We start from the raw sequence: 25,454 nt of genomic DNA on the forward strand, positions 1-25,454 counted from the left end.
CTGTCCTCCCTTGATCCTAAAATAATATTTTTATATGACCGTCAGCTTTCCATAGCTTCGGTAAGCACACGTCTTACCTGATATGCTTCCTGAACTATAGCGCTTGCGCTCTCGGCAATATCATGCAGACGTTCCATTTCCTTCTGAGAAATGTTGCTCTTTTCTGTTTTAAGATCGTTAAGATTATCAAGTGTTTCCTGAGTATCACGGAGGATTATCTCTGTTTCGCTCTCGATCTTGCCCTTCAGACCCTCAAAAGCTGAGAATACCTGACGGCGGACAGTTTCAGTGAAGTCATTATTGAGCTTCATTTCGTGGAACTGCTTTCTCACCTGAGTTTTGAAGTTTGACTTATACTTATCTATTCTTTCCTTAACAAGTATCTTATCAACGGCAAAATTTGAAGTAAAAGTACCTGCAATGCCTGCAAGAGCCATAAGGCAGAGGGTCACTGGCAGGGTAGCGGTGATGCCAAAGAAGCCTGCAAAGAATATAGCAGTATAATAAGTAGCATAAAATCCTGCAAAGCCTGTCGCTCCGCCCAAAAGTGCGCCCTTTACGCCAGACTCTCTGAAGCCCAGGAACAATCCGCCGACGCCGTAAGAGCCGATAGCAACGCCGATTATCTTATCCATTACGCCGCCGTTCTTTGAAACTCTGTCTGAGATAGTGAACATCTGCTGTATCTTTGTAACGGACTCGAAGAACTCGTCCTCAAATTCCTGAAGTCTTTCAGCCTCACAGGAAACAGCGAAGTTGATGCTGTTCTGTATCTGCTCGCAGATTATCTGCGCTCTTGCCTCTATGCTCTCCTTTATTTTCTCGGTGAGCTTTGCGGTAACGAGCTTGAGCTGGTCTTTCTTGAAATCATCAGAGGACATCTGGAAGTTGTCTATAACCTCCATAGCGGTCTGCTCGATGTTTGTCCAATAGCTGTCAAGAACAGGCTGCAGGTCATTGAACACCTGATTTGCGGCATCGTTGATCTTGACAAATTCCTGTCTTTTCTTATTTCTTATCTCGCCTATCTCTTTGATAGCTTCGTCATACTTTTCCATGAACTCATCGTTAGCCATCATGAGTGCGTTTTCCTGCATAACAACGCTTCTGAGTATCTCAGTACCCGAATTTGTTATCTTATTTGCAAGGATCTGCAATGCGATAACGCCACGCTCTTTTGTGAGCATGGTTTCAAGAGCCTTTTCAAACTCAGGGAAGTTACTCTTTTCAAGGGCTTCCTTATCCCCTGTTTCCTTGGCGGTAAGAGCCTGCTTTGCATAAACACCGATAACTCTCGGAGTTCCTATCTTTCTTTTATAGACCGCAAACTCACGGGAATCCTCGCCCATGACCTTTTTAGCCTTTTCCATAACGTATTTTCCGATACGTCCTCTTACAGTTTCGACGATCTTGTTCTCGTCTGCCTGTGAGAAAGTACCGAAGCAGTTTACTACAAAGATAATTCTTCCCACATCGGAGGTAAGCATTTTCTTTTCCAAAAACTCTTTCTCAAACTGTGAGAAAGGGGAGTTTGCACTGATAACGAAAACGGCTGCGTCTATTTTCGGCAGGATAGACAGAGTAACGTTGGTCATCTGGTCGTCGTCGTTAAGACCCGGAGTGTCTATGATATCCACGTTGTTCTTACAGAACTCGGTATCATAATAAACAGTGGCTTCCTTGACAGTTTCGGCCCTTTCCTCCGACTCTGCTGTAAGCTTTGTTACATAGTCCTCCAGCTTGTTTATATCCACCCTTTCACTTTTGCCGTTTTTGTATTCCACCTGCACATACGGCTCTTCGCTATAAGTAACTCTGTTAAGGGTAGCCGTTGCAGGCAGCACGTCAGCAGGAAGTACCTCCTGACCCAGCATTGCGTTGATAAGGGTACTCTTTCCTCTCTTGAACTCGCCCACTATAGCGACCTCAAAATGCTCCTCGGCAGTTTTCTCCAATGTTTCCCGAATAGATTCCGCAGTATTGACAAGAGCGATCTCCTCGCTCAATCCAAGCAGCGATTTCAGGTTCTCTGTAAGACCCTTTACCGTTTCCTTATAGGACGCATAGCTGCCGTAATCAATTTGCTTTTTCATTACAAGCCTCCGTTCCTCGTTTCTAAGGCAAACCTTGCATGGCATTGCCTCGAGGTAATATCTATACTATATTCCATTCATTTCCGCTGTGACACAATAAATATTACCGTGACATTATTTTAATTATAACATATTATTAAAACATAAGTCAAGAATTTACTTATAACAAGTACAAAAAACTACCCTTTTGTACAAATCAGCGTACACATAATATACATTTTGCACAATATAGGGGCAAAGACACAAAAAAACGCCCAGAAAATCGGGGCGCTATTTTATCGAGGATGTGCTAAACAAATCTTTTATATGTAGGGGCGAACAGTGTTCGCCCGTTATTTGACTCATTTTTTCAACGGACTTATATCATGCTTTTTGAGGCATTGACATCAATTCTGTCCGTAATATGCGTTCTTTCCGTGCTTTCTAAGGAAGTGCTTGTCAAGAAGCTCCTGCTGCATATGACCTATCTCAGGGTTCAGCATCATTGCGTGGAAGTTCATAAATGCGGCTTCTTCGAGAACGACTGCATTGTGAACGGCTTCTGCGGCGTCCTTTCCCCATGTAAAGGGGCCATGGCTTTTTACCAGAACGGCAGGTATCTGAGTTGCGTCAAGACCTTTGAAAGCCTCGATTATAACAGTGCCTGTTTCCTTTTCATACTCACCTGCAATCTCCTCAGGGGTCATTGCTCTTGTGCATGGTATCTCGCCGTAAAAATAATCTGCGTGAGTTGTTCCCATTGGTATAACACCTTTTCCTGCCTGAGCAAAAGATGTTGCCCAGCGGCTGTGGGTATGTACTATTCCGCCGATATCAAAGGCTTTGTAAAGCTCCAAATGTGTTGGAGTATCGCTGGAAGGCTTATATTTTCCCTCTACAACCTTGCCACTTTCAAGATCAACTACCACCATATCATCGGCTGTCATGCCCTCATAAGGCACTCCTGAGGGCTTTATGACTACAAGGCCCTTTTCTCTGTCGATAGCAGAAACATTTCCCCATGTGAATGTGACAAGTCCATATTTCGGCAGAAGCAGATTTGCTTCGCACACCTGCTGTTTTAACTCTTCAAGCATAAAATTCTCCTTTCTCTGATTTGGTAAATGCACCTTTTGTCTGCCCATTTTCCGTCCAAGTGAATAGCTCACCGACGATTTGAGCAGACAGTTGGTTGGCGGGCGATCTCAGGTCGCCCCTACGATCTATCTATGAATTTCTATGATTTTTTCAGAACTGTGCGTTTTTTTCTGCCGCCAATCCCTTTTTATATCTTTCCAGGAATGTTTTATAGCCCTCTGAGCCTGCCTGCTCAGGCTGAGAAGTTGTCACTTCCATATCAGCGAACACCTTTTTGTCAAGAAAGTCTGCAAGCTTTTCGCCATTTGAAAGCTCCATATATGCCGCAAGGATAGCCATGCCCCATGCGCCGCCCTCACCTGCTGTTTTCATCACTGAAACAGGGGTAGAAAGTGCGTCTGCCATAAGCTGTGAAGCCACTCCGCTGACCTTGAAAAGTCCTCCGTGACCTGTTATCTTTTCAGCTTTTACCTGCTCTTTGTCAAAGAGGATATCCATGCCTATTTTCAGTGCGGTGAAAGAAGAATAAAGCTGTGCTCTGAAAAAGCTGCCCAAGGTCAAAGTGCTGTCGGGAGTGCGGAAATACATTGGTCTGCCCCCGTCAAGCTTTATAACAGGTTCACCCGAAAGACAGTTATAGGCTGTCACGCCACCGCATGAGCTGTCGGCTGTCATGGCGTTTTTATAGAGAGTTTCATAAAGCCTGCTCTTGTCTATCTCACTGCCTGTGAGCTTTGCGAACTCACCGAACATATTCACCCATGCGTCAAGCTCTGAACAGCAGTTATTGCAATGCACCATTGCCACAGGCGAGCCGTCAGGGGTGGTAACAACGTCTATCTCCTCGTAAACGCCTTTCAGTGGCTTTTCTAGGACGAGCATTGCGAAAATTGAAGTGCCTGCGGAGATGTTTCCCGTCTTTTTCAGCACGCTGTCTGTTGCAACCATGCCGGTGCCTGCGTCGCCCTCAGGCGGGCAGACCGGCACGCCTGCTTTAAGGCGTCCCTCTGGGTCAAGGAACTTTGCGCCCTCTTCTGTAAGGACAGCGCCCTTTTCTCCTGCATTTCTTACCGCTGGGAGGATATCTTTCAGCTTATGGTCAAAGCCTTTTTCTGCAAGGCTTTTTTCTGTAGGCTCGCAATACTCTTTTTTGTATCCTATGCCCTCCACAGGGAAGATACCTGAAGCTTCGCCAACGCCAACTTCAAAGCGGTCTGTGAGCCTTTTATGCACATATCCTGCAAGGGTATTGATATAAGCGATATAAGGAACATGGGCTTCTTTGTTAAGCACCGCCTGATAAAGATGTGCGATGCTCCAACGCTGTGGGATATTGAAACCCAAAAGCTTTGTAAGCTCTCCTGCCGCCTGAGCTGTCATGGTATTGCGCCATGTTCTGAAAGGCACAAGAAGCTTGTCATTCTTATCAAAAGCCATATAGCCGTGCATCATAGCAGAAATGCCCATTGCACCGTATGTTTCAGGATAAATGCCATACTGTGCCTTTACGTTTTCTGCAAGGTCTTTATAGCAGGCTTGTATGCCCCCATGGATATCATCAAGAGAATATGTCCAACAGCCGTTCTCAAAGCGGTTTTCCCACTGCTTCGACCCTGATGCGATAACAGAAAAGCTATCGTCTATAAGAACAGCCTTTATTCTTGTTGAGCCAAGTTCTATGCCAAGATATGTTCTTCCCTGCAAAATTTTATCTTTTACTGTCATTTTTGACTCTCCTTATAGTCCTTATCTCATTGTCACAACTACAACGGAGCATTTTGGCAGGTCTATCTCAAAGCCCTTTTCTGTCATTTTCGCACTGTACTCTTTTGGTGCGACCTTATTACAATTATCAAAATCATTATAGTCCCTTACTTCATTGTCAAGTATCCTGCACTCAATGTTCTGATAGTTTGAACCTGCGATATCACAGCAGATATGAGCGTCATCATCTATAGAGCAATTCGCTATAGTGACAGTGAGGACGCCGTCCTTTACTGAGGCAGACTGTGATATCATTGGTATCTTTCCGCCTGCCTGACAGTTGTTGGCATAGCTGTAGCAAAGCTCGCCTCCCTGATGAGTTTTGAAAAGATCAAAGACGTGATAGGTAGGCGTCTTTACCATTTTGTCCCCCTCTGTGAGGATAAGAGACTGCAAAACGTTCACAGCCTGCGCAAGGTTTGCCATTACTACCTTGTCGCTGTGGTTATTGAAGATGTTCAAATTGCAAGCCGCCACGATAGCGTCACGCATTGTGTTCTGCTGATAGAGGAAACCTGGGTTTGTGCCCTCCTCAACGTCATACCAGCAGCCCCACTCGTCAACTATAAGACCTATCTTACCCTCTGGATCACGGCGTGACATTATCTCGCTGTGACGTTTTATAAGCTCGTCCATATATAGAGTTTTTGATATAGTTTCGTAATACTCCTCGTCTGAAAACTCAGTTGCACTGCCCTTTTTGTTCCAATCTCCTGTAGGAACGGTGTAATAGTGCAAAGAGATAGCCTTTGTGTGCCACTCCCCAAGGTTTGACATTACAACGTCCGTCCAGTTATAATCGTTGGAATTTGGTCCGCAGGCAATTTTGTAAAGCTCATTGCCGCTGAAATTCTTGCAAAAGCTCTGATATCTTCTGTATTCATCACAGTAATACTCAGGGCGCATTGAGCCGCCGCAACCCCAGTTTTCGTTGCCTATACCAAGATATTTAAGCTTCCAAGGCTTTTCTCTGCCGTTTTTTCTTCTCAGGTCAGCCATAGGGGAAACGCCGTCAAAGGTGATATATTCTATCCACTCTGCAAGCTCCTGAACAGTGCCGCTTCCGAGATTTCCTGCAAGATACGGTTCACAGCCTATCTCTTCGCACAGGTCGAAGAACTCATTTGTGCCGAAAGAATTATCCTCCGTCACGCCGCCCCAGTTGGTGTTTATCATTTTCTTTCTCTGGGATTTTTCGCCGATACCGTCCTTCCAGTGATACTCGTCAGCAAAGCAGCCTCCCGGCCAGCGGAGAACAGGCATTTTTATCTCCTTGAAAGCTTCGATAACGTCTTTTCTTACTCCTTTTATGTTCGGTATCTCAGAATTTTCGCCAACGTACATTCCGTTATAGATACATCTGCCAAGATGTTCGGAGAAGTGTCCGTATATCTCCGGGTTGATGTGGGAACGTTTGTCTGCGGTATTGATAAGCATTGAAATCTCTTTCATTGTGACCTCCTTGATGTATATGATTTTAGTTTCAATTATATTTTATCACTTGACAAAAAAACAACAATGATATATCCTATTATTATACTGATACATCATACGAAATTAGAAAGGAAAAACCTATGGAACTTCACGCTTTGGGACTAAACTACAGCCATGACGGGTCTTTTGATATACGCCGTCCAAACGGTTCGGGGGATAATCTTTTGCTTATATTCAAGTCCTCTGCGGTGGTGCGTTTACACGGCAGGGAATACTCAGTTTCCCCTGACAGCGCAATACTATACAAAAAAGGCACTGAGCAGATATACCGTGCCTGCAAGGGTTTTTATATAAACCACTGGCTTCATTTTGATTGCGACGATACGCTCACCCGTGACTATTCACTCCCATATGATACGATTTTTATGTTATCAGACGCAGAGAAAACTGAGGATATCTTATCCACCATAAGCAGACTCAGCTTATCTGAAAGCGGCAGGCGTGAGGATTATATCGAGCTTATGCTCAGAATGCTGCTCATAAGACTTGGAGAGGAATATTCTCTCAGCAAGAGCGGTCAGCCCCCAAGAAAGCGCAGTCACTACGCTGACGCACTTGAGCGGCTCAGGGCTGACATCTACAGCTCCCCCTCCGGGAGCAGGAACATTGCCGACATGGCGAAAGCCCTCAGCGTAAGCCCCTCCCACTTTCAGTATCTTTACACCTCACGCTTCGGTGTGAGCTGTTATGAGGATATACTCTGTGCAAGAATGAAAAACGCTGAATACTATCTTCTCAGCACTGACATGACAGTGAAAAACATTGCCGCCGTATGCGGATACGAAAATGACGTGCATTTCATGCGACAATTCAAACGCAGATACAACATGACACCCTCCCAGTTTCGGCTAAAAAACAAGAAATAGGCATATGCAAAAAGCGGACGAAAAGAACTCGTCCGCTTTTATTTTGTCAAATATCTATTGAAAGGCTGGCGATCAAAGGTCGCCCCTACAAAACAGCTTAATCTTCTATCTCCGACTGATCCTCAATGACAACAGGGTGACCGTCATCGGTCATTATCATATCCCCTGCACTGCACTGAACAGCCGTTTGCTCTGCGGTTATGTCATTGGGTTTGAGTTTGAATCTTATTGCCTGCTTGCAGTTTTCTATCTCAACATATGTATGCTTTCCGCCCGACTCTCCGTCCAGCGTCCAAGGCACTTCGTTCACGCTTGTGAATGTGACCTTTGAGGTCTTGAACGTCACAAAATGCTTATCGTTGAGCTTATTAAGCACTGCTTCATTTATGGTGTTGCTCAGCTCGATAGCGTTCTTAGGGGTCTTTACCAAGACCACTTCAAACAGTCCGTCATCAAAGCACACGCCTGATGCGATAAGCTTTTTCATTCCGCCCACTGAGATAGTGTTTGAGATAAGACCGAGTATAAAGCTTCCTTCTATTACCTCGCCGTCATGCTCCACTCTCATTTGCTGACCTGTTATCTTTGAAAGCCTTTTTATGCCCTCAGCCACATATGCGGCATGACCAAACTTGTTTTTCATCGTTTGTGAGGTTTCATAAGAAACGTCAGTGAAAGCGCCAAAGCCTGCTACATACACAAAATACTGACCGTTGAACTTACCAACGTCATAATCAAAATACACGCCGTCAACTATCTCCCTTGCGGCGTCAAGCATTTTTTTCGGTATGCTCAAAGACTGCGCACAATCATTTGTTGAACCTGCAGGAATGTATCCAAGCGGTATTTTCTTATCAAATGTCATCATTGCCTTGACAGCCTCAGACAATGTTCCGTCACCGCCTGATGTGACTATCATATCATAATCCTGACCGCACTGGCAAAGCTTGTTATAGCCGTCAAGCTTAGCCTGCGTAGGGTATGTGACTACCTCATAGCCGCCCTTTGTAAAAATATCCACAATGTCGCAAAGGTTATCTTTTATCTGTCCCTTGCCAGCATGGGGGTTGAACACAAAAAGCAATTTTTTCATTTTCCCAGCCCCTTTTCGTTTTTCAAATTCCTATTATTCTACTTTTTATCTATCTTTCTTACACACTTTTTACATAGAGAATTATACCACAAATTTCACAAAAGTCAAGTATTATTGCGACAACCGTCAAAAAATTCGTCAACAATCACAAACAAATTGTCAGCCAAACCACGAAGGTGACAAAGATAATAAGAGCAAAACATATAAAATAAGCAATATGGATAAACAGGTGATCGCTGTTCGCCCCTACATATAGAAATCAAGATCATCACCGCAGGCGATACCTTAATTCCTCATTCCTCACTCCTCATTCCTCACTAAAAAATCAGTCTTTCGCTTCGTACCAGCTTCTGCCGCTGTTTACGTCCACTGTCATTGGCACAGCAAGCTTTACAGCGTTCTCCATTTCATCTTTGAGTATCTTTTCGGCTCTATCCTTGTCTTTTTCAGCCGCTTCTATAATAAGCTCGTCATGCACCTGCAAAATAAGTTTTGCGTCAAGATCTTCTTCTCTGAGCTTTTTGTATACTCTTACCATTGCTATCTTTATGATATCAGCCGCCGCACCTTGGATAGGTGCGTTCATTGCCGCCCTCTTTCCAAAAGCCTGCAAGACCTTGTTTGAAGCAGAAAGCTCAGGGATATATCTTCTTCTGCCAAAAAGGGTGGTGACATAGCCGTTTTTTATGCCGTCATCAACTGTCTTATCCATAAATTCAGATACTTTCGGGAAGTTGTCAAGATAATTCTTGATGTATCTTTTTGCTTCCGCAACGGTCACGCCGATATCTTTCGACAAAGAAAATGCTCCTATGCCATAGATTATACCAAAATTTACAGCCTTTGCCGCACTTCTCATTTCAGGGGTGACGAAATCCTCGGGGATATCAAAGACCTGTGCCGCCGTTGAGGTATGGATATCTCTGCCCTCTGAGAAAGCTTCCTGCATATTTTTGTCACCGCACACGGAAGCAAGCACTCTAAGCTCGATCTGGCTGTAGTCAGCGTCAAGAAGAGTATAGCCGTCCTCGGCAACAAAGAATTTACGCATATTCCTGCCTATCTCTTTTCTCACAGGGATATTCTGCATATTAGGCTCGGTGGAGGATATCCTTCCTGTTCTTGTTTCGGTCTGCTTGAAAACAGAATGAACTCTGCCGTCAGGGTGGATAAGCTTCAAAAGTCCGTCAACATAAGTGGAATTGAGCTTTGTGAGTGTGCGGTATTCAACGATAAGAGGCACGATAGGGTGCTTGTCCATAAGGCTTTCAAGAACGTCCGCATTGGTTGAATAGCCCGACTTTGTTTTTTTCTTTGCAGGCAGACCTAAGTCCTCAAAAAGCACCTCCCCAAGCTGTTTTGTGGAGGCTATATTGAACTCCTTGCCTGCATACATATATATCTGCGAGGTAAGCTCGTCTATCTTTATTTTCAAGTCCTCACCGAAAGCCTTTATGCCCTCTGCGTCAGCCTTTACACCGTAAAACTCCATTGAAGCAAGCACTTCGCAAAGTGGCATTTCGATATCGTCAAAAAGCTTTGTCATTTCTGTCATTTCAAGCTGTTTTTTAAGATTTTCGCTAAGAGCAGGCAGACTTGAGAGGTCTGCATATTCCCCCATATCAGAGCGGTAAAGGCACTTATATGAAAGACAAAGATTTTCCGCTGTATACTCGCTTGACTGTGAATTGAGAAGATATCCTGCAAGGTCGCAGCAGAAAGTTAGGTTTTCAAGGTGAGTGCCATTTGAGAACGCAAACTTATGGGCAGTTTTGCCCTCAAAGGTTATTTTTTCACAGGCTGTTCCCATGAAAGCTGTGATAATTGCATTGTCATCGGTGGTGTAGATAACATCGTTACAGAGGATAGAAAGCTTATTGTCGGCAAAGATAAAATACGCTGTTTTGTCCTTGCCGAGAACAGATATAACGCTCTCATCAAGTGTCTTGACATCAAACTTAGGCAGGTCGGAAAGCTTTAGCTTGCTTTCCTGCACTGCGCTGTCAGCGCTTTCCACAGCTTTTCCGCTAAGACCCAATCTGTCTATAAGGCGCATCATTTCAAGGTCGGCAAGGAGAGCCTTTGTTTTCTCGGTATCGACCTCGCCCAGCTTATAAAACTCTGTAGCTTTATCCACAGGGGCTTCAAGACATATTTCCGCAAGGAATCGGCTGTCTATAGCGTCCTGATGACCATTTTCAAGCTTTGTGCGCACAGACGGGGTAAGCTTGATATCTGAGAGGTGTTCATAAAGGGTCTTGACATCGCCCTCCTGCTTGATAAGGGAAAGGGCGGTCTTTTCGCCAATGCCCTTTACGCCTGAGATATTGTCTGAGGTATCTCCCATAAGAGCCTTTACCTCGATCATCTGACGAGGTGTAACGCCGTATTCTTCCATTATCCTGTCAGGGGTATATATCTTTGTTTCCTTTGTGGTGGCAAGGCGCACTGTCACACGGTCGGAAACGAGCTGAAAGCTGTCCCTGTCACCAGTGAGGATATAGCACTCGTTGCCTGAATCTGCGGCGGCTTTTGAGAGCGTACCGAGAATATCGTCTGCTTCATAACCCTCACACTGTACTATCTTTATACCAAGGTCGCCCAAAAGCTCTTTTATAACAGGCATCTGCTGAGCAAGCTCCTCAGGCATACCCTTTCGGTTGGCTTTGTATGCGGCATTCGCCTTGTGTCTGAAAGTAGGGGCTTTAAGGTCGAAAGCCACTGCCACGCAGTCAGGCTTTACCTCGCCTATCTCCTTGAGGTAAATATTCATAAACCCCGTAAGGGCATTCGTGAACTGTCCCTTTGAATTTGACAGCAGCTTTATTCCGTAAAAAGCCCTGTTCATTATGCTGTTTCCGTCTATGGCTAGTAGTTTCATTCTAGTCCAAGCACCTCCGATTTATTGTTCTCATTTCTTGGATTATACTCGTCAACGTCCCACTTGATAGGGTTATTGTGTATATATTTTGAAATTGCTATATATTCTTTTTGGTTTCTGATGATATGGTCATAATATGAACGCTGAAAAATATTAAAACCAATATCCTTATTTATAAATCTTTTCAACATTGACACATACTGTGGAACTATCTCATTTGTAGGGGACGGCGCCCCCGACGTCCCGTTTACGCCTGTACCGATTTTCAGTATAAAATGGATATGATTTGGCATTATGACATATTGCAATATCTTTTTGTCATCATAGACACTGTTTGCTCTGTGGATATTATCTCTGATAATTTTACCAAAGCTTGAAAGATAGACCTTTCCGACAGCGTGTGCGCAACATAACGGGACGTCGGGGGCGCCGTCCCCTACATCTGTTGCCCACAACAACTCGTTTTTATCAATAGTACGTATGGTAATAAAATAAAGTCCATTTTTTGAATAATAATAATTGTCAAGTCTTATGATTTTCCTTACAGGCTTATCCATAAGATTATTCCGAAATCTTATCCAGCGACAGCGTTGCAATGCCGTTAAGACTTTCGTCTGCTCGCCTGCCTGCAAGATAGTCAAAATATCCCTGACAGGCTATCATCGCTCCGTTATCTCCGCAGTATTTGAACTCAGGCATATATAGCTTATAGCCACGCTTGTCACAGGCTTTTTGAAGCTTCTCTCTTACCCCTGAGTTTGCCGAAACGCCGCCTGCAAGCCCTATGGTAGTATACCCAAGATCTTTTGCGGCAAGCATCGCTTTGTCTACAAGAATATCGGATATGGTATTCTGGAACGATGCCGCCATATCGTTCACATTGACAGTTTCACCCTTTTGTGCGGCATTATGCACAAGGTTTATAACGGCGGTTTTTAGTCCGCTGAAAGAGAAGTCATATTCACTGCCCTGCACCTTTGGGTGCGGCAGTTTATAGGAATTAGGATCACCTGACTTTGCGGCATTGTCGATAAACTTTCCGCCCGGGTATTCAAAGCCCAATGTTCTCGCTACCTTGTCAAAGCACTCGCCTGCGGCATCATCTCTTGTTCTGCCTATAACATGATATCTTGAATAATCAAGCACCTCTACAATATGTGAATGTCCTCCTGACACGACCAAGCAAAGATAAGGCGGTTTAAGCTCAGGGTGGGAGATATAATTTGCGGCAATGTGACCTGCGATATGGTGAACAGGCACAAGAGGCTTGCCTGCACTCATTGCAAGTCCCTTTGCAAAGCTCACTCCCACGAGAAGTGCTCCGATCAGACCAGGGGCATAGGTCACTGCGACAGCGTCGATATCGTCCATTGTGCAGTTTGCTTCTTCAAGAGCGGCTTTTGTTACCCATGTTATGTTCTCCGCATGGCGGCGTGAGGCTATCTCAGGCACAACTCCACCATAAAGCCTGTGTTCGTCTATCTGACTTGCAACTATATTTGAAAGCACCGTTTTTCCGTCTTCAACAACAGAGCAGGCTGTTTCATCGCAGGAGCTTTCTATTCCTAAAATCTTCATTTTATTACCCTCTTTTTATTTCGTAAATATAAGCATATCATATACATTTAATAAGCAGACAAATTGGAGCAAGCGGGCGAACAGTGTTCGCCCCTACCAAAAAATAATCATCGCCGCAGGCGATACCTTAATTCCTCATTCCTCACTCCTCATTCCTCACTATTCAAGGAAGTCCGTATATCCGCTTCATTTCAGCCGAATTTCCTCCGTCTGCGGAACGCACATACAAAGGCTTTTCTATCTGCACAAAAGGCTTTCCGCCCTTTTTGCCCTCAACGAGAATAAGCCATGGGGGACACTCCGGGTTTTTGTGAACTGTCCGCAAACGCTTCGGCTCGATGCCGCTGGCTCTCATTGCCGTCATTATATCGCATAGGCGCTCAGGGCGGTTGCATATGCAAAGCCTGCCACCGTATTTCAGATTTTTCTTTGCACATCTGCACACATCATCAATAGTGCAGAGCATTTCATGCCGTGCGATAGAAACCGCTTCGCTGTCATTTTTCGCACCAGTGTTGTTTATCTTGTAGGGCGGATTGCAGGTGATAAGGTCAAGCTCTTTTTCGCTTCGCCAATCATTCAAGTCACCCAAAACAGGCTGGATAGTGTCTATTTTCGACCTCTCAAGAGATACTTTAAGCTGTTCGTGAGCCTTTTCCTGTATCTCAACAGCATATATCTTCTGTGGCTTGTAAAATTTGTGCAGAAGAAGTGCGATTATGCCGCTTCCTGTGCAAAGGTCTGCGCAGATATCCTTGTGCCGTCCTGCTGAAAAATCCGCAAGCAGAAAGGCGTCAGTACCAAAGCGGTGTTCGTCAGATATACATATCTCAATGCCCTCGCCCAAGGACTCAAATGTAAAATCGTTATATGTCATTTATTTCTCCATTTTCAGTGGGTTGAAGTGCCATTAAAACAGCATTTTCCGTGGGGGCGGTGTAGAAATTTTTTCTCATGCCTACCCTCTCAAAGCCCAATTTTTCGTAAAAGCTTATAGCCCCAAGGTTTGATTCCCGCACTTCAAGATACCATTTTTCAGCCTTTGCGGCATTGTATGCGCTGTCAAAAAGGGCTTTTGCAATGCCCATTCTGCGGAACTTCTCCAAAACTCCTATATTGTTTATCTCAGCTTCTCCGCAGACGCACCACACACTTATAAAGCCTGCGGCTTCGCCATTACAAAGGGCAAGGAACGATATATCGTCAGGGTTTGAAAGCTGTTTTTTGTAGGTTTCAAAACTCCAAGCTTCGGGCAAAATTTTCGCCGCAGTTTGTGAAAAAAGCTGTACGTTTTCCTCTGAAAGAGGCACAATGGTCACATCTGCCACCTTATTCGCCCTCTATTTTCGTGCCAACAAGGCAATACGCTTTGCAGTCGCTCAGAATTTTGACTTTTACATCATGGAAGCCACGCTCTCTAGCCATTGAACGCACCTGCTGAGGAGTGAACTTGTCAAAACCTGTGTCGCAGTATGGGAGCTTATCAAGGTAGCCCTTTGTATAGAATGTGCAGATAAAATTGCCGCCGTCTTTGAGAACTCGCCTTACCTCGTCAAGAACTTTTGCGGTGTCCTCCCAGAAATAAATGGTGTTCACAGTGTAAACAGTGTCAAAAAAATCGTCATTATAAGGAAGCTCCTCAGCTTTTCCCTGCTGTAAGATCACCTTGTTGGTATTCACTCCGTCACGGTTTTTTCGCTTGGCTTTTTCAACCATATCCGCAGAAATATCGACTCCATAGAACTTAGCGTTTATATTCTTGCTAAGCTTTTTGATAGTCATGCCGTTTCCAAAGCCTATATCCAATATCCTTGCACCGTCAAGCTTGCAGACAAATTTTTTCACCGCTCTGTAGTGCTCTGCATTGAAAAAATTCATGAATTTTGCACAGGCTATACCGCCCAATCCCTCTGGGTCGGCACACTGTCCTCCTATGTATTCTTTTATGCTCATAAAATCACCTCAAAAAATCTAAATTGATATATAATACAAATGAGAAAAAACAAGAAATAAACATCGCCGCAGGCGATACCTTAATTCCTCACTCCTCATTCCTCATTTAAACAAGAGTCCGTAAAGCTCCCCCTTAGAAAATCCCGTCGCCTTTGCTATCTCACGACAGGCGTCAGCTCCACGCATACCCTTTTCCACAAGGGCTTTTACTTGTTCAAGCGCTTCCTCTATATTCTCCGCAGGGCAAAGCTCGTCCTCTTTTGCACCCTCGATAACAAGCACGAATTCGCCCTTTGGCTTGTTGGCTTCATAATACTCCACAGCCTGTGCAAGGGTGGTGCGGAAAACTTCTTCGTGTATCTTTGTAAGCTCCCTGCAAAGAGATATTCTTCTGTCACCGAAATATTCCAGCATATCCTTCAAAGTGTAGATGAGCTTGTGGGGCGCTTCATAGAAAATGAGAGTGTTCGTGCAGTTTTTTACCGAGGCAAGATGATTTAATCTTTGCTTCTTGGTGGTTGACAAAAAGCCCTCGAACTGAAATCTTGCAGTGTCAAGTCCGCTTATGGCAAGTGCTGATACCACCGCTGACGGACCCGGTACTACCTCCACTTTCACACCGTTTTCAGCGCACAGCTTCACAAGAAGCTCCCCAGGGTCTGAAATGCAGGGCATACCGGCGTCTGTGACGATAGCGGCATTCTCGCCTGCCATTATCCTGTTCAAAATGCTTTCGCCCACCTGCTTTGCATTGTGTTCGTGATAGCTCACAAGTGGCGTTTTTATGTCAAAATAATTGAGAAGCTTTGCGGTAACTCTTGTGTCCTCGGCACAGATAAAATCAGCCTTTTCCAGGGTCTCAACTGCACGATATGTCATATCTCCAAGGTTGCCTATAGGCGTTCCTACTACGGATAAAATTCCCATTTTTATTCTCCTAACTCGTTTGCAAGTATGTGGTCTATCATCTTATAAAGGTCAGAAATGGTATTAAGCCCACCGCACTGTGCTCTTAGCCTTGCAGAGCCTTTCAGCCCTTTAACATACCATGCGCAGTTTTTTCTGGCTTCTTTCATGCCCTGACGTTCGCCCTTGTATTTGCATATAAGCTCGCAGTGCTTTTTCATCACTGCCATTTTTTCTTCTATGGTCACCTCAGGAAGTTTTTCCCCTGTTTCAAGATAATGCTTCACGTCACGGAAAACCCATGGTCTGCCGTAGCTTCCTCTGCCTATCATCACAAGGTCACAGCCTGTCTGCTCATACATTGCTATTGCGCTTTCTCCGTCAACAACGTCGCCGTTGCCTATAACGGGTATCTTCACCGCCGCTTTTACCTGCCTTATTATATCACAATCGGCTTTGCCTGAATAAAACTGCGTTCTCGTCCTGCCGTGACAGGTGACGGCGCTTGCCCCTGCCTGCTCCATGAGTTTTGCGAACTCCACTGCATTTATGCTGTTTTCGTCCCAGCCTGCACGAAATTTCACTGTAACGGGGCAGTTTGCGTTTTTTACCACCTCTCTGCATATCTCTGCCGCTGTGTCAGGAAGCTTCATAAGTGCAGAGCCGCTGCCGTTGCCTACTATCTTAGGCACAGGACAGCCCATGTTTATATCAATGATATCAGGGGAATATTCGTTGAGCTTATAAGCCGCTTTTCCCATATAATAAGGGTCTTCCCCAAAAAGCTGCAAAGCATAGGGGCGTTCCTCTTTCTCAATCTCGCAAAGACGTGCAGTCTTTTTGTCACCAAAGCACAGACCCTTCGAGGATATCATTTCGCTCACAAGATATGAAGCACCATACTCTTTGCACATAAGGCGATATGATTTATCTGCCACCGACGCCATGGGTGCTAATGCGGCGGTCTTTTCTATTTCAACGTTTCCGATAAAAAAACTGTTCATCAAGTCAAATTCTCCTAATATGTTCCAATACATGAATAGTCATAGCGATACTATTTTATTATAGCACAATGCGTGATTTTTTGCAACGATAAAAAGCCATATAACTACACAAAGTAATAAATCGCTGAAACGCCTTGACATTTGCGGAATTTTGCTATAAAATATAATGGTAGTATTATATTTTGTATAAGGAGAATGTTTCATGAATAATTCTGAAAAAACCATGGATAAGATCGTGGCTCTCTGTAAAAACAGAGGCTTTGTATACCCTGGAAGCGAGATCTACGGCGGTCTTGCAAACACTTGGGACTACGGTCCGCTTGGCGTTGAGCTGAAAACTAACATCAAGAACGCTTGGAGAAAGAAGTTCATTCAGGAGAACAAGTACAACGTTGGCCTTGACTCCGCTATTCTTATGAATCCGCAGACTTGGGTGGCTTCAGGTCATATCGGCGGATTCTCTGACCCTCTTATGGACTGCAAGGACTGTAAGACACGTCACAGAGCGGACAACCTTATCGAAGATTTCGACGGCACTAACGTTGCAGGCTGGACAAACGAGCAGATGATGGACTACATCAAGGAAAAGCAGATCCCATGCCCAGATTGCGGCAGCCACAACTTCACTGATATCCGTCAGTTCAACCTTATGTTCAAGACATTTCAGGGTGTAACTGAGGACTCAAAGTCTGAGCTTTATCTGCGTCCTGAAACTGCACAGGGCATCTTTGTAAACTTTGCAAATATCCAGAGAACAACAAGAAAGAAAGTACCTTTCGGCGTTGCACAGGTAGGTAAATCATTCAGAAACGAGATCACCCCGGGTAACTTTATTTTCCGTGTTCGTGAGTTTGAGCAGATGGAGCTTGAGTTCTTCTGCAAGCCTGGCACAGACCTTGAGTGGTTCAACTACTGGAGAGGCTTCTGCAAGGATTGGCTCCTTAGCCTTAACATCAAGGAAGAGAACCTCCGCCTGAGAGATCATTCACCTGAGGAGCTTTGCTTCTATTCAAAGGCTACAACTGACTTTGAATATCTCTTCCCATTTGGCTGGGGCGAGCTTTGGGGCGTTGCCGACAGAACTGATTATGACCTTAATCAGCACATCAAGACAAGCGGCAAGAGCCTTGATTACTTTGACCCTGAAACAAACGAGAGATATGTTCCATACGTTATCGAGCCTTCCCTTGGCGTTGAGAGATTGTTCCTGACAGTTGTTTGCGAAGCATACGACGAGGAAAACATCGGCACAGAAGAGAAGCCTGACGTTAGAACAGTTATGCGTTTCCACCCTGCACTTGCTCCTTTCAAGGCTTGCATTCTTCCGCTTTCCAAGAAGCTCAGCGAGCAGGCAGGCGAGCTTTATGCAGAGCTTTCAAAGCACTTCCTTGTTGACTATGACGAGGCAGGCTCTATCGGTAAGAGATATCGCCGTCAGGACGAGATCGGTACACCATTCTGCATCACATATGACTTTGATTCTGTTGAGGACGGCTGTGTAACAGTAAGAGACAGAGATACAATGGAGCAGGAGCGTATCAAGATCGACGAGCTGGTAGCTTATATCGAAAAGAAGATAGCTTTCTAGTAAAATAAAGATCTTTGCGGGCGGATGGTTTGTTCGCCCGTTTTTTTATGCCCGTTTTTACAATAAAAAGCTTTACAAAATTGGCGAGTTGTGATATAATATGTTTGTATATTTTTACGAAAGGACGTCCTTGCCATAAAAAATATATTTGACTCACATTGTCACTATGACGATCACGCTTTCGATGAGGACAGATACGAAGTCCTTGACAGGCTTCTTTGCGACCCTGACTCTCCTGTAGACAAGGTCTGCCACGCCGCAACGGACGAAAGATCGTCTTTGTTCGGAATCGAAACTGCAAAAAAATATGAGAATTTCTATACCTCTGTGGGCTTTCACCCTGAGTGTATGGATACTCTTCCTGAAAATTATATGCAGGTGCTTGACGAGCTTTATTTGAAAGCCTGCTCTACTCACAAGCTTGTTGCTGTTGGTGAGATAGGGCTTGACTATCATTATGAGGGATATGACAAAGAAAGACAGATAAAGCTTTTTGACAAGCAGGTGGAATATGCTATGAAGAAAAGTCTGCCTGTTATAGTTCACTGCCGTGAAGCCACTCAGGACTGCCTTGACGTGCTGAACAAATATGCGCCGTCAGGTGTAGTTCACTGCTTTTCAGGCTCGGCGGAGACCGCAGAGATAGTGCTTGGGCTTGGTATGTACATCGGGTTTACAGGTGCGCTTGCTTTTAAAAATGCTAAAAAAGCCAGACGTGCTCTTGAAGTTGTCCCTATGGACAGGCTTCTTCTTGAAACGGACTGCCCCTATATGGCGCCCCCTCCTTACAGAGGACAGAGGTGCGAAAGCCCTATGATAGAAGAAGTGGCAAAGGTCGTGGCTGAGATAAAAAAACTCGATCCGCAGGAAGTGCTTGACATTACAAATAGAAACGCTTGCCACCTGTTCGGGATCGAATATGAGAAAGGATAAGAGAACAAAATGACAGAAACTATGTATGTAGTGATACCATGCTACAACGAAGAACAAATGTTGCCTATCACAGCGAAAGCGCTTATAAAAAAGCTCGATGAGCTGAAGGCAGAAGGTCGTATCGCACAGAACAGCAAGGTCATGTTCGTTGACGACGGCTCAAAGGACAAAACGTGGGAGATAATACAGAAGCTCCACGAAGCAAGCCCTGTTTTCACAGGTCTTAAACTCTCAAGAAACAAAGGTCATCAGAACGCACTGCTGGCTGGTCTTATGACGGCAAGAAACTATGCTGATATCGTTGTTTCCATGGACGCTGACTTGCAGGACGATATAAACGCTATTGACGGCTTCCTTGATAAGAGGGCAGAGGGCTGTGATATTGTTTACGGCGTTCGTTCATCGAGAGAAAAGGATACCGCTTTCAAGCGTGGAACTGCTCAGGCTTATTACAAGCTTTTGGAGCATATGGGCGTTGAGATAACATATAATCACGCTGATTACAGACTTATGAGCAAAAGGGCTATAGACGCTCTGGCAGAGTTTAAGGAAGTTAATCTGTTTCTGAGAGGTCTTATGCCTATGGTTGGCTTCAAGAGCGACATCGTTAAGTATGTAAGAAACGAGCGTGTGGCGGGCGAATCTAAATATCCGCTGAAAAAAATGCTTTCCTTTGCAGTTGAGGGAATAACCTCACTTTCTGTAAAGCCTATAAGATTTATCACCACTATCGGTATAATAGTATTTTTAGTATCACTTATAATGCTTATATATTTCCTTATAACATGGGCAGTGGGGCACACTGTTCAGGGCTGGGCTTCAACTATCACGTCTATATGGGCGATAGGCGGACTTCAGCTTTTGGCTATAGGCATTATCGGAGAATATATAGGCAAGATCTATTTGGAAACAAAGGCTAGACCTAAATTTATAATCGAAACAAATCTTGAAGAAACAGACAAGGAGTAATTAAAAATGGCAGAACTCAAGGCTAACAATCAGAAACCAAATTTCGACAACAACCCTAAGCTTATAGAAGCTATCGCAGAAATGAGAAAGAATTTCTGTGCAGAAACTCAAAACAAGGTAATAAACACAGCGCTTGCCTGCACATTTCTCGTGCCTGCAATGGTAGAAAAGACAACAGAGCTTGTTGCCGACGCTGAAAATCATGTTAATTTTGAGGACAAGAGCAAGGCTAAGTTCATTCTTCTCAACAACAACAAAACAAACGGCACATTTTTCCCTGTTTTCACTTCCCCAGAGGAAGCTCAGAAGCTCCAGTATGACAAGCCATTCCAGAGCTTTGCAATGAGATTTCAGGATATAGCTGCTCTCACTGAGCAGACGCCAAAGGTACAGGGCTTCGTTGTAAACCCATTTGGCGAGAACCTTCCTTTCACTCAGGAAATGCTGGAGTCTATCAAGCAGACCCTTATAAAGGTAGCAAAGGAGCGCAAGGCGGCTAGAGAAGCTGCTGAAAATGGCGAAGCTCCTGACATTGCTGTTACAAACAACGAAACAGCAGAGTAAGATACTTAAGCATATCGGAGGACGGACTGTGTTCGTCCTCTTTTTTGTTCCCATATTGGCATTTTACAGAGTAAAACAGCGTAAGATACATGGGATTTCATTTTACAAAAATCAAGTTGAATATGGTTGACAAAAGACGTACTGTGTGTTATAATTGTAGTAATATGGTGGGAAATATAGCGTGTTATTTGTGCAGTGTTCACTATCACGCACCACGCAAAAGACTAAAAGGTTCTGCTTTTAGAAATTTTTTCGTGATCTGAGGGAGTATATATGGCTAACGAAACTGAGCTTGAAAAAATTGACCGTGCTGCCGAATACTTTGAAAGATATTTTGAGTTTGAGGACGCTGTAACGGTCAGCAAGGAAAATAAAGAATACCTCAAAACTTATATCCATGACAACGATTATGTTGTTAAAAACTTCAATATAAAAAATAAAATAATTAAGTCTTTAGGCATAAGCATCGGCATTGGATTGGTGGCTTTTCTGCTGCTGTGGCTGCTCCTTGGCACAAAGCTTATTATAGTGGGCATTATTGCAGGTGCACTTATTTTTATCGGTGCAGGCGTTTTCGGTATCGCACTGAACAAATACAGACTTACTGCTGCTGAACAGAAGCAGGTTGAAGTGAACGAGGGCATTAACGAACAGATAATAATGCTTGATGACAGAATAAAGCAGGTAGAACGTCAGAGAGATGATTACTACAAGGCTCTTGAAAAGAGAGTGCCTTTCATGTCACTTGACTATATGAAGAACGTTCAGCAGATAAAACAGTTTCTTGTGGACGGCAAGGCTGACACCTGCGAGGAAGCTGTGGATATGTTCGAGGAGTCGATGCTTTTACAGCAAATGACGGATATCATGACAAAGAGCGAAACTATCGAGCCTGTCAAGGACGATAAGGAACGTTTCGGCGACCCTTTGAAGATAATAAAGGAAAACAAGAAGAAACGCAAAAAGGAAAAGAAAGCAAAAAAAGACAAAAAATAACTTTCGACCGCAGCAGCATTTTACGCCGCTGCGGTCTTTCTGTGAAGATCCACAATTTGCTATAGATAGGATAATGTATGAACGAGAAAAAAGATATTCTGACAAAAACATGGGTAGTGGCTGTTCTTGCGTCCATATGCTGTATGCTGTGGGGAAGTGCATTTTCCTGCGTGAAAATAGGCTACAGCCTTATGAACATAACCACCAATGACAGCGGTTCGCAGCTTGTGTTTGGGGGCATAAGATTTTTTGTGGCAGGGCTAATGGCTCTTGCCATGGGAAGCGGAGCTGAGAGAAAAATTCTCCTGCCAACAAAGACTTCCATACCAAAGATCATGATAATAAGCCTTTTTCAGACAATTTTGCAGTATTTTTTCTACTACATAGGTCTTGCCCACACAACGGGGGTAAAGGCAGCGATAATAGTTGGGGCGAACGTTTTTATTGCGATACTGGTGTCATCGCTTTTATACAAGCTTGAAAAGCTCACCGCTGTGAAAATAGCAGGCTGTATACTTGGTTTTTCGGGTATCATTGTTATAAATCTCGGGGGACTTTCGGGGGTAAGCTTCAATTTTCTCGGGGACGGATTTATTTTTCTTTGCACCTGTGCATACGCTTTTTCATCGGTGTATATGAAGCGCTATTCCGAAACAGAAGACCCTGTTATGCTTAGCGGCTGGCAGTTCGTTTTCGGTGGAGCAGTTCTCACTGTCATAGGCTTTTTAATGGGCGGCAGGCTTGGTCACATGAGCGCAAAGGCTTTTTTAATGCTTTTGTATCTTGCCTTTGTATCAGCGGCGGCATATTCGCTGTGGGCAGTGCTTTTGAAGCACAACCCTGTTTCAAAGGTGGCGATTTTCGGCTTTATGAACCCTGTGTGCGGAGTGCTGCTTTCAACTATCCTGCTTGATGAAAAAGGCATTTTTGGCGTTCAGGGGATAGCCGCACTTATACTTGTATGCTCGGGTATCTTTATTGTTCAGAGAAAAGGGAATAAATAATATTGTAACTATGCTCATATGCTTTTGCGTATTCACTTTGTTTGTATATAGGGGCGAACAGTGTTCGCCCGTTGATTTGACATTTTTGCAACAGACTGGCTCATGTGCTTATTGCATATGAGCTTTTTTATTCAAAATCGTTCTAAAGACTGTTTAAAATGTTGATTTTTATATGTAGCTGTGTTATAATGAATTGTGTATGGTTTTTTACCAATATATTATCAGTAAAGAAAAAGAGGACAAGACAATGTTTAAGAAAAACGGACTTCTAAAAAGCCCTGACAGCAAGCCAAAAGAAAAGTATCTGCTGCTGTTTGCGGTGGCTTTTATCGGCATGATGATCTCGTTCATACCGTCAATGATAGTGAACAAGGGCATCTTTCTCTACTATGGCGACTTCAACTCACAGCAGATGATGTTCTATCAGCACTGTCATGACGCTGTTCGCAGCGGAAACATGGGCTGGGATTGGGGAACAGACTTAGGCTCGAGCTTTGTTGGCTCATATGCTTTCTATCTCCTTGGCTCGCCATTTTTCTGGCTCACTACACTTTTCCCGTCAGGTGCAGTGCCTTATCTGATACCATGGCTCCTTGCGCTGAAAACGGCTATCGCCGCAATAACAGCCTACGCTTATATCAGATTTTTTGTTGACAACACAAGCGCCTGCTTTATAGGCGGTCTGCTTTACGCTTTCTCAGGCTTCCAGACCTACAACGTTTTCTTCAACCACTTCCACGACGCAACTGCGTTTTTCCCTCTAATGCTTTTGGGATTTGAACTGCTGGTTCAAAAGAACAAGAAGGGTCCGTTTGCGGTAGCGGTAGCTATATGTGCGACCATAAGCTATTTCTTCTTTGCCTGCGAAGTCGTATTCATTGTTATCTACTTCTTCCTGAGGTGCCTTGACAAGGACTTTGAAATTGACATGAAGAAGTTCGGTCTGCTTATTCTTGAGGCTGTTATCGGTGTGATGATATCCGCTGTTATCTTCCTCCCGTCAGCGCTGAGCGTAATGGGCAACTACCGTGTAAACGAAAGACTTTATGGTCTTGACCTTGTTATATACGGTGAAAATGTAAGAATACCAAGAATTATCCAATCGTTCTTTATGCTTTCCGATATGCCTGCAAGAATAAATATCCTTAACTCAGACAAGGCAAGATGGGCTTCAATGGCAGGCTATCTGCCTATGTTCTCAATGGCAGGCGTTATAGCGTTTATGAGAACAAGAAAGAAAGGCAAAGACAGCTGGCTTACAAAGGCTATCGTCGTGTTTGGCATAATGGCTTGCGTGCCTATATTGAACTCCTCTTTCGTCCTTTTCAATGCGTCATATTATGCAAGATGGTATTATATGCCTATACTGCTTATGTGCCTTATGACAGCAAAGGTCATCGCAGAAAACAAGGACGATCTGAAAAAGGGATTTGTGCCTGTTTGTGTAGTTTGTGCGATATTCATTGGCATCGGTCTGCTTCCGACAAACGAAAACGGCGTTGTATCCTATGGCAAAGTCCCTGAATATATTGAACTCTACTACATTCAGGCTATAGTTACCATAGTAATGATAATAATGCTTGGCACGCTTATATATGTGGTCGCAGAGAAGAAGCTTGACTACATGAAGATCGCTTCTGCAATGACGGCGGTTGCGGTGGTCATCTGCATGACTTCTTCTATCGTATACGGCGTAACCCAGGGTACTGACAACACCGACTACATCAACAGAGCCATAAACGGCGGCGACAACATCAACATGGATAAGCTGGAGTCTGGATCAGAGAACTACAATGCTGACAACAATTTCTACAGAATAGATACCTCAGAAAATGTTGACAACTGGTGTATGTTCTGGAAGCTTTCATCAATGAGATGCTTCCACAGCGTTGTTTCAACATCAATCATGGATTTCTACAGCTCTATCGGACAAACGAGAGATGTTGCATCAAGAATGGAAACTAAGGTCTATCCGCTAAGAAGCCTGTTTTCCGTAAAATACTATTTCAATGAACTTACTGAAAGTGAGAGAAAAGGTATCACAGAGGTATCGAAGCCTGAAACTCTTGCAAATCTCTACGGCTTTGAATATGTTGATACTCAGAACGGTTTCAACATTTACGAAAACAAATATTATGTACCAATGGGCTTCACATATGATTACTACTGCCTTGACAGCGACATTCAGAAGGCTTCAGAGGTAGACAAGACATCAATGCTAATGAAAGCCCTTGTGCTTACCCCTGAGCAGGCTGCAAAATACAATAATATTCTCAGCTACTACAGCTTTAAGGGTACTGACTACTCAACAGATCAGTATTATCAGAACTGCCTTGACAGACGTGCAAACAGTTGTTCATCATTCAGTTATGATTCTTACGGCTTCAACGCCAAGATCGACCTTGACAAGGATAACCTTGTGTTCTTCTCAGTTCCATATGATGACGGCTGGAGCGCAAAGGTGAATGGTCAGGACGTGGAAATAGAAAAGGTGGATTACGGCTTTATGGCTGTGCTTTGTCCTGCTGGTTCAAACGACATCCAGTTCACCTACGAAACAAAGGGACTTTTCTGGGGCAAGGTAATAACAGCCGTTGGCTTCGGCTCGCTTATCGTTTACCTTGGCGCAGTGAGATTTACAGGCAGAAAGAAAAAAGAAGAAGCTCAGCCTGTTGAAAAGAAAGCATAAAC

General features: G+C 44.1%; 21 protein-coding genes. 8 read left to right on the forward strand and 13 right to left on the reverse strand.

Going from position 1 to position 25,454, the window contains the following annotated elements; all coding sequences use genetic code 11:
- Positions 1 to 41: 41 nt before the first annotated feature.
- The 4 genes from DW938_RS02370 to DW938_RS02385 form a co-directional block, all read right to left on the reverse strand.
- Positions 42 to 2,093, reverse strand: coding sequence for a dynamin family protein (locus DW938_RS02370; RefSeq protein ID WP_117877434.1), 2,052 nt, complete (start codon positions 2,091 to 2,093; stop codon positions 42 to 44).
- Between the two features lie 386 nt (positions 2,094 to 2,479).
- Positions 2,480 to 3,169, reverse strand: a complete 690-nt coding sequence (gene araD, locus DW938_RS02375) for an L-ribulose-5-phosphate 4-epimerase (protein WP_118123770.1) — start codon at positions 3,167 to 3,169, stop codon at positions 2,480 to 2,482.
- Between the two features lie 151 nt (positions 3,170 to 3,320).
- Positions 3,321 to 4,895: an FGGY-family carbohydrate kinase gene (locus DW938_RS02380; protein ID WP_118123771.1), complete on the reverse strand. Its 1,575-nt coding sequence runs from the start codon at positions 4,893 to 4,895 to the stop codon at positions 3,321 to 3,323.
- Between the two features lie 21 nt (positions 4,896 to 4,916).
- Entirely contained in the window at positions 4,917 to 6,386 is a 1,470-nt protein-coding gene (locus DW938_RS02385; RefSeq protein ID WP_118123772.1) for an alpha-L-arabinofuranosidase C-terminal domain-containing protein, read from the reverse strand.
- Between the two features lie 122 nt (positions 6,387 to 6,508).
- Between DW938_RS02385 and DW938_RS02390 the strand changes: the two genes are divergently transcribed.
- Entirely contained in the window at positions 6,509 to 7,294 is a 786-nt protein-coding gene (locus DW938_RS02390) for an AraC family transcriptional regulator (RefSeq protein WP_118123773.1), read from the forward strand.
- A gap of 97 nt (positions 7,295 to 7,391) precedes the next feature.
- Here DW938_RS02390 and DW938_RS02395 read toward each other — a convergent pair whose 3' ends face one another.
- The 9 genes from DW938_RS02395 to dusB all read right to left on the reverse strand — a co-directional run bounded on the left by DW938_RS02395 (position 7,392) and on the right by dusB (position 16,709).
- On the reverse strand, positions 7,392 to 8,387 hold the full coding sequence (locus DW938_RS02395; protein WP_118123774.1) for a YegS/Rv2252/BmrU family lipid kinase: 996 nt from the start codon (positions 8,385 to 8,387) through the stop codon (positions 7,392 to 7,394).
- Between the two features lie 325 nt (positions 8,388 to 8,712).
- Positions 8,713 to 11,268 (reverse strand): DNA polymerase I, encoded by a 2,556-nt coding sequence (polA, locus tag DW938_RS02400; RefSeq protein ID WP_118123775.1) that lies wholly within the window; start codon positions 11,266 to 11,268, stop codon positions 8,713 to 8,715.
- On the reverse strand, positions 11,265 to 11,825 hold the full coding sequence (locus DW938_RS02405) for a transposase (RefSeq protein ID WP_118123776.1): 561 nt from the start codon (positions 11,823 to 11,825) through the stop codon (positions 11,265 to 11,267). The genes polA and DW938_RS02405 overlap by 4 nt, the downstream gene beginning before the upstream one ends.
- 4 nt (positions 11,826 to 11,829) lie before the next feature.
- Complete coding sequence (gene tsaD / locus DW938_RS02410) at positions 11,830 to 12,846, reverse strand: tRNA (adenosine(37)-N6)-threonylcarbamoyltransferase complex transferase subunit TsaD (protein ID WP_118123777.1); 1,017 nt, start codon at positions 12,844 to 12,846, stop codon at positions 11,830 to 11,832.
- Between the two features lie 163 nt (positions 12,847 to 13,009).
- Entirely contained in the window at positions 13,010 to 13,723 is a 714-nt protein-coding gene (locus DW938_RS02415; protein ID WP_118123778.1) for a methyltransferase, read from the reverse strand.
- A complete protein-coding gene (gene rimI / locus DW938_RS02420) occupies positions 13,713 to 14,174 on the reverse strand; it encodes a ribosomal protein S18-alanine N-acetyltransferase (RefSeq protein WP_242992337.1) in 462 nt (153 codons plus the stop codon). The genes DW938_RS02415 and rimI overlap by 11 nt, the downstream gene beginning before the upstream one ends.
- Before the next feature lies 1 nt (position 14,175).
- Positions 14,176 to 14,799, reverse strand: coding sequence for a class I SAM-dependent methyltransferase (locus DW938_RS02425; protein ID WP_118123779.1), 624 nt, complete (start codon positions 14,797 to 14,799; stop codon positions 14,176 to 14,178).
- 102 nt (positions 14,800 to 14,901) lie between these two features.
- A complete protein-coding gene (gene rsmI, locus DW938_RS02430; RefSeq protein WP_117905286.1) occupies positions 14,902 to 15,726 on the reverse strand; it encodes a 16S rRNA (cytidine(1402)-2'-O)-methyltransferase in 825 nt (274 codons plus the stop codon).
- A 2-nt stretch (positions 15,727 to 15,728) separates the two neighbouring features.
- Positions 15,729 to 16,709, reverse strand: coding sequence for a tRNA dihydrouridine synthase DusB (gene dusB / locus DW938_RS02435; RefSeq protein ID WP_118123780.1), 981 nt, complete (start codon positions 16,707 to 16,709; stop codon positions 15,729 to 15,731).
- 202 nt (positions 16,710 to 16,911) lie between these two features.
- Between dusB and DW938_RS02440 the strand changes: the two genes are divergently transcribed.
- From DW938_RS02440 to DW938_RS02470, 7 genes are all read left to right on the forward strand, one after another.
- Positions 16,912 to 18,297: a glycine--tRNA ligase gene (locus DW938_RS02440; protein ID WP_038672759.1), complete on the forward strand. Its 1,386-nt coding sequence runs from the start codon at positions 16,912 to 16,914 to the stop codon at positions 18,295 to 18,297.
- Positions 18,298 to 18,441: 144 nt separating this feature from the next.
- Positions 18,442 to 19,230, forward strand: coding sequence for a TatD family hydrolase (locus DW938_RS02445; protein ID WP_347517180.1), 789 nt, complete (start codon positions 18,442 to 18,444; stop codon positions 19,228 to 19,230).
- A 9-nt stretch (positions 19,231 to 19,239) separates the two neighbouring features.
- Entirely contained in the window at positions 19,240 to 20,199 is a 960-nt protein-coding gene (locus DW938_RS02450) for a glycosyltransferase family 2 protein (protein WP_118123782.1), read from the forward strand.
- Between the two features lie 6 nt (positions 20,200 to 20,205).
- Entirely contained in the window at positions 20,206 to 20,763 is a 558-nt protein-coding gene (locus DW938_RS02455) for an SseB family protein (RefSeq protein ID WP_118123783.1), read from the forward strand.
- 273 nt (positions 20,764 to 21,036) lie between these two features.
- Positions 21,037 to 21,759 (forward strand): hypothetical protein, encoded by a 723-nt coding sequence (locus DW938_RS02460; protein WP_117863662.1) that lies wholly within the window; start codon positions 21,037 to 21,039, stop codon positions 21,757 to 21,759.
- Between the two features lie 77 nt (positions 21,760 to 21,836).
- Entirely contained in the window at positions 21,837 to 22,763 is a 927-nt protein-coding gene (locus DW938_RS02465) for a DMT family transporter (protein ID WP_117892097.1), read from the forward strand.
- A 247-nt stretch (positions 22,764 to 23,010) separates the two neighbouring features.
- On the forward strand, positions 23,011 to 25,452 hold the full coding sequence (locus DW938_RS02470) for a YfhO family protein (RefSeq protein ID WP_118123784.1): 2,442 nt from the start codon (positions 23,011 to 23,013) through the stop codon (positions 25,450 to 25,452).
- Positions 25,453 to 25,454: the final 2 nt, after the last annotated feature.

The sequence above is a fragment of the Ruminococcus sp. AM43-6 genome (assembly GCF_003461785.1).
In the GTDB taxonomy this organism is placed as follows: domain Bacteria; phylum Bacillota; class Clostridia; order Oscillospirales; family Ruminococcaceae; genus Hominimerdicola; species Hominimerdicola aceti.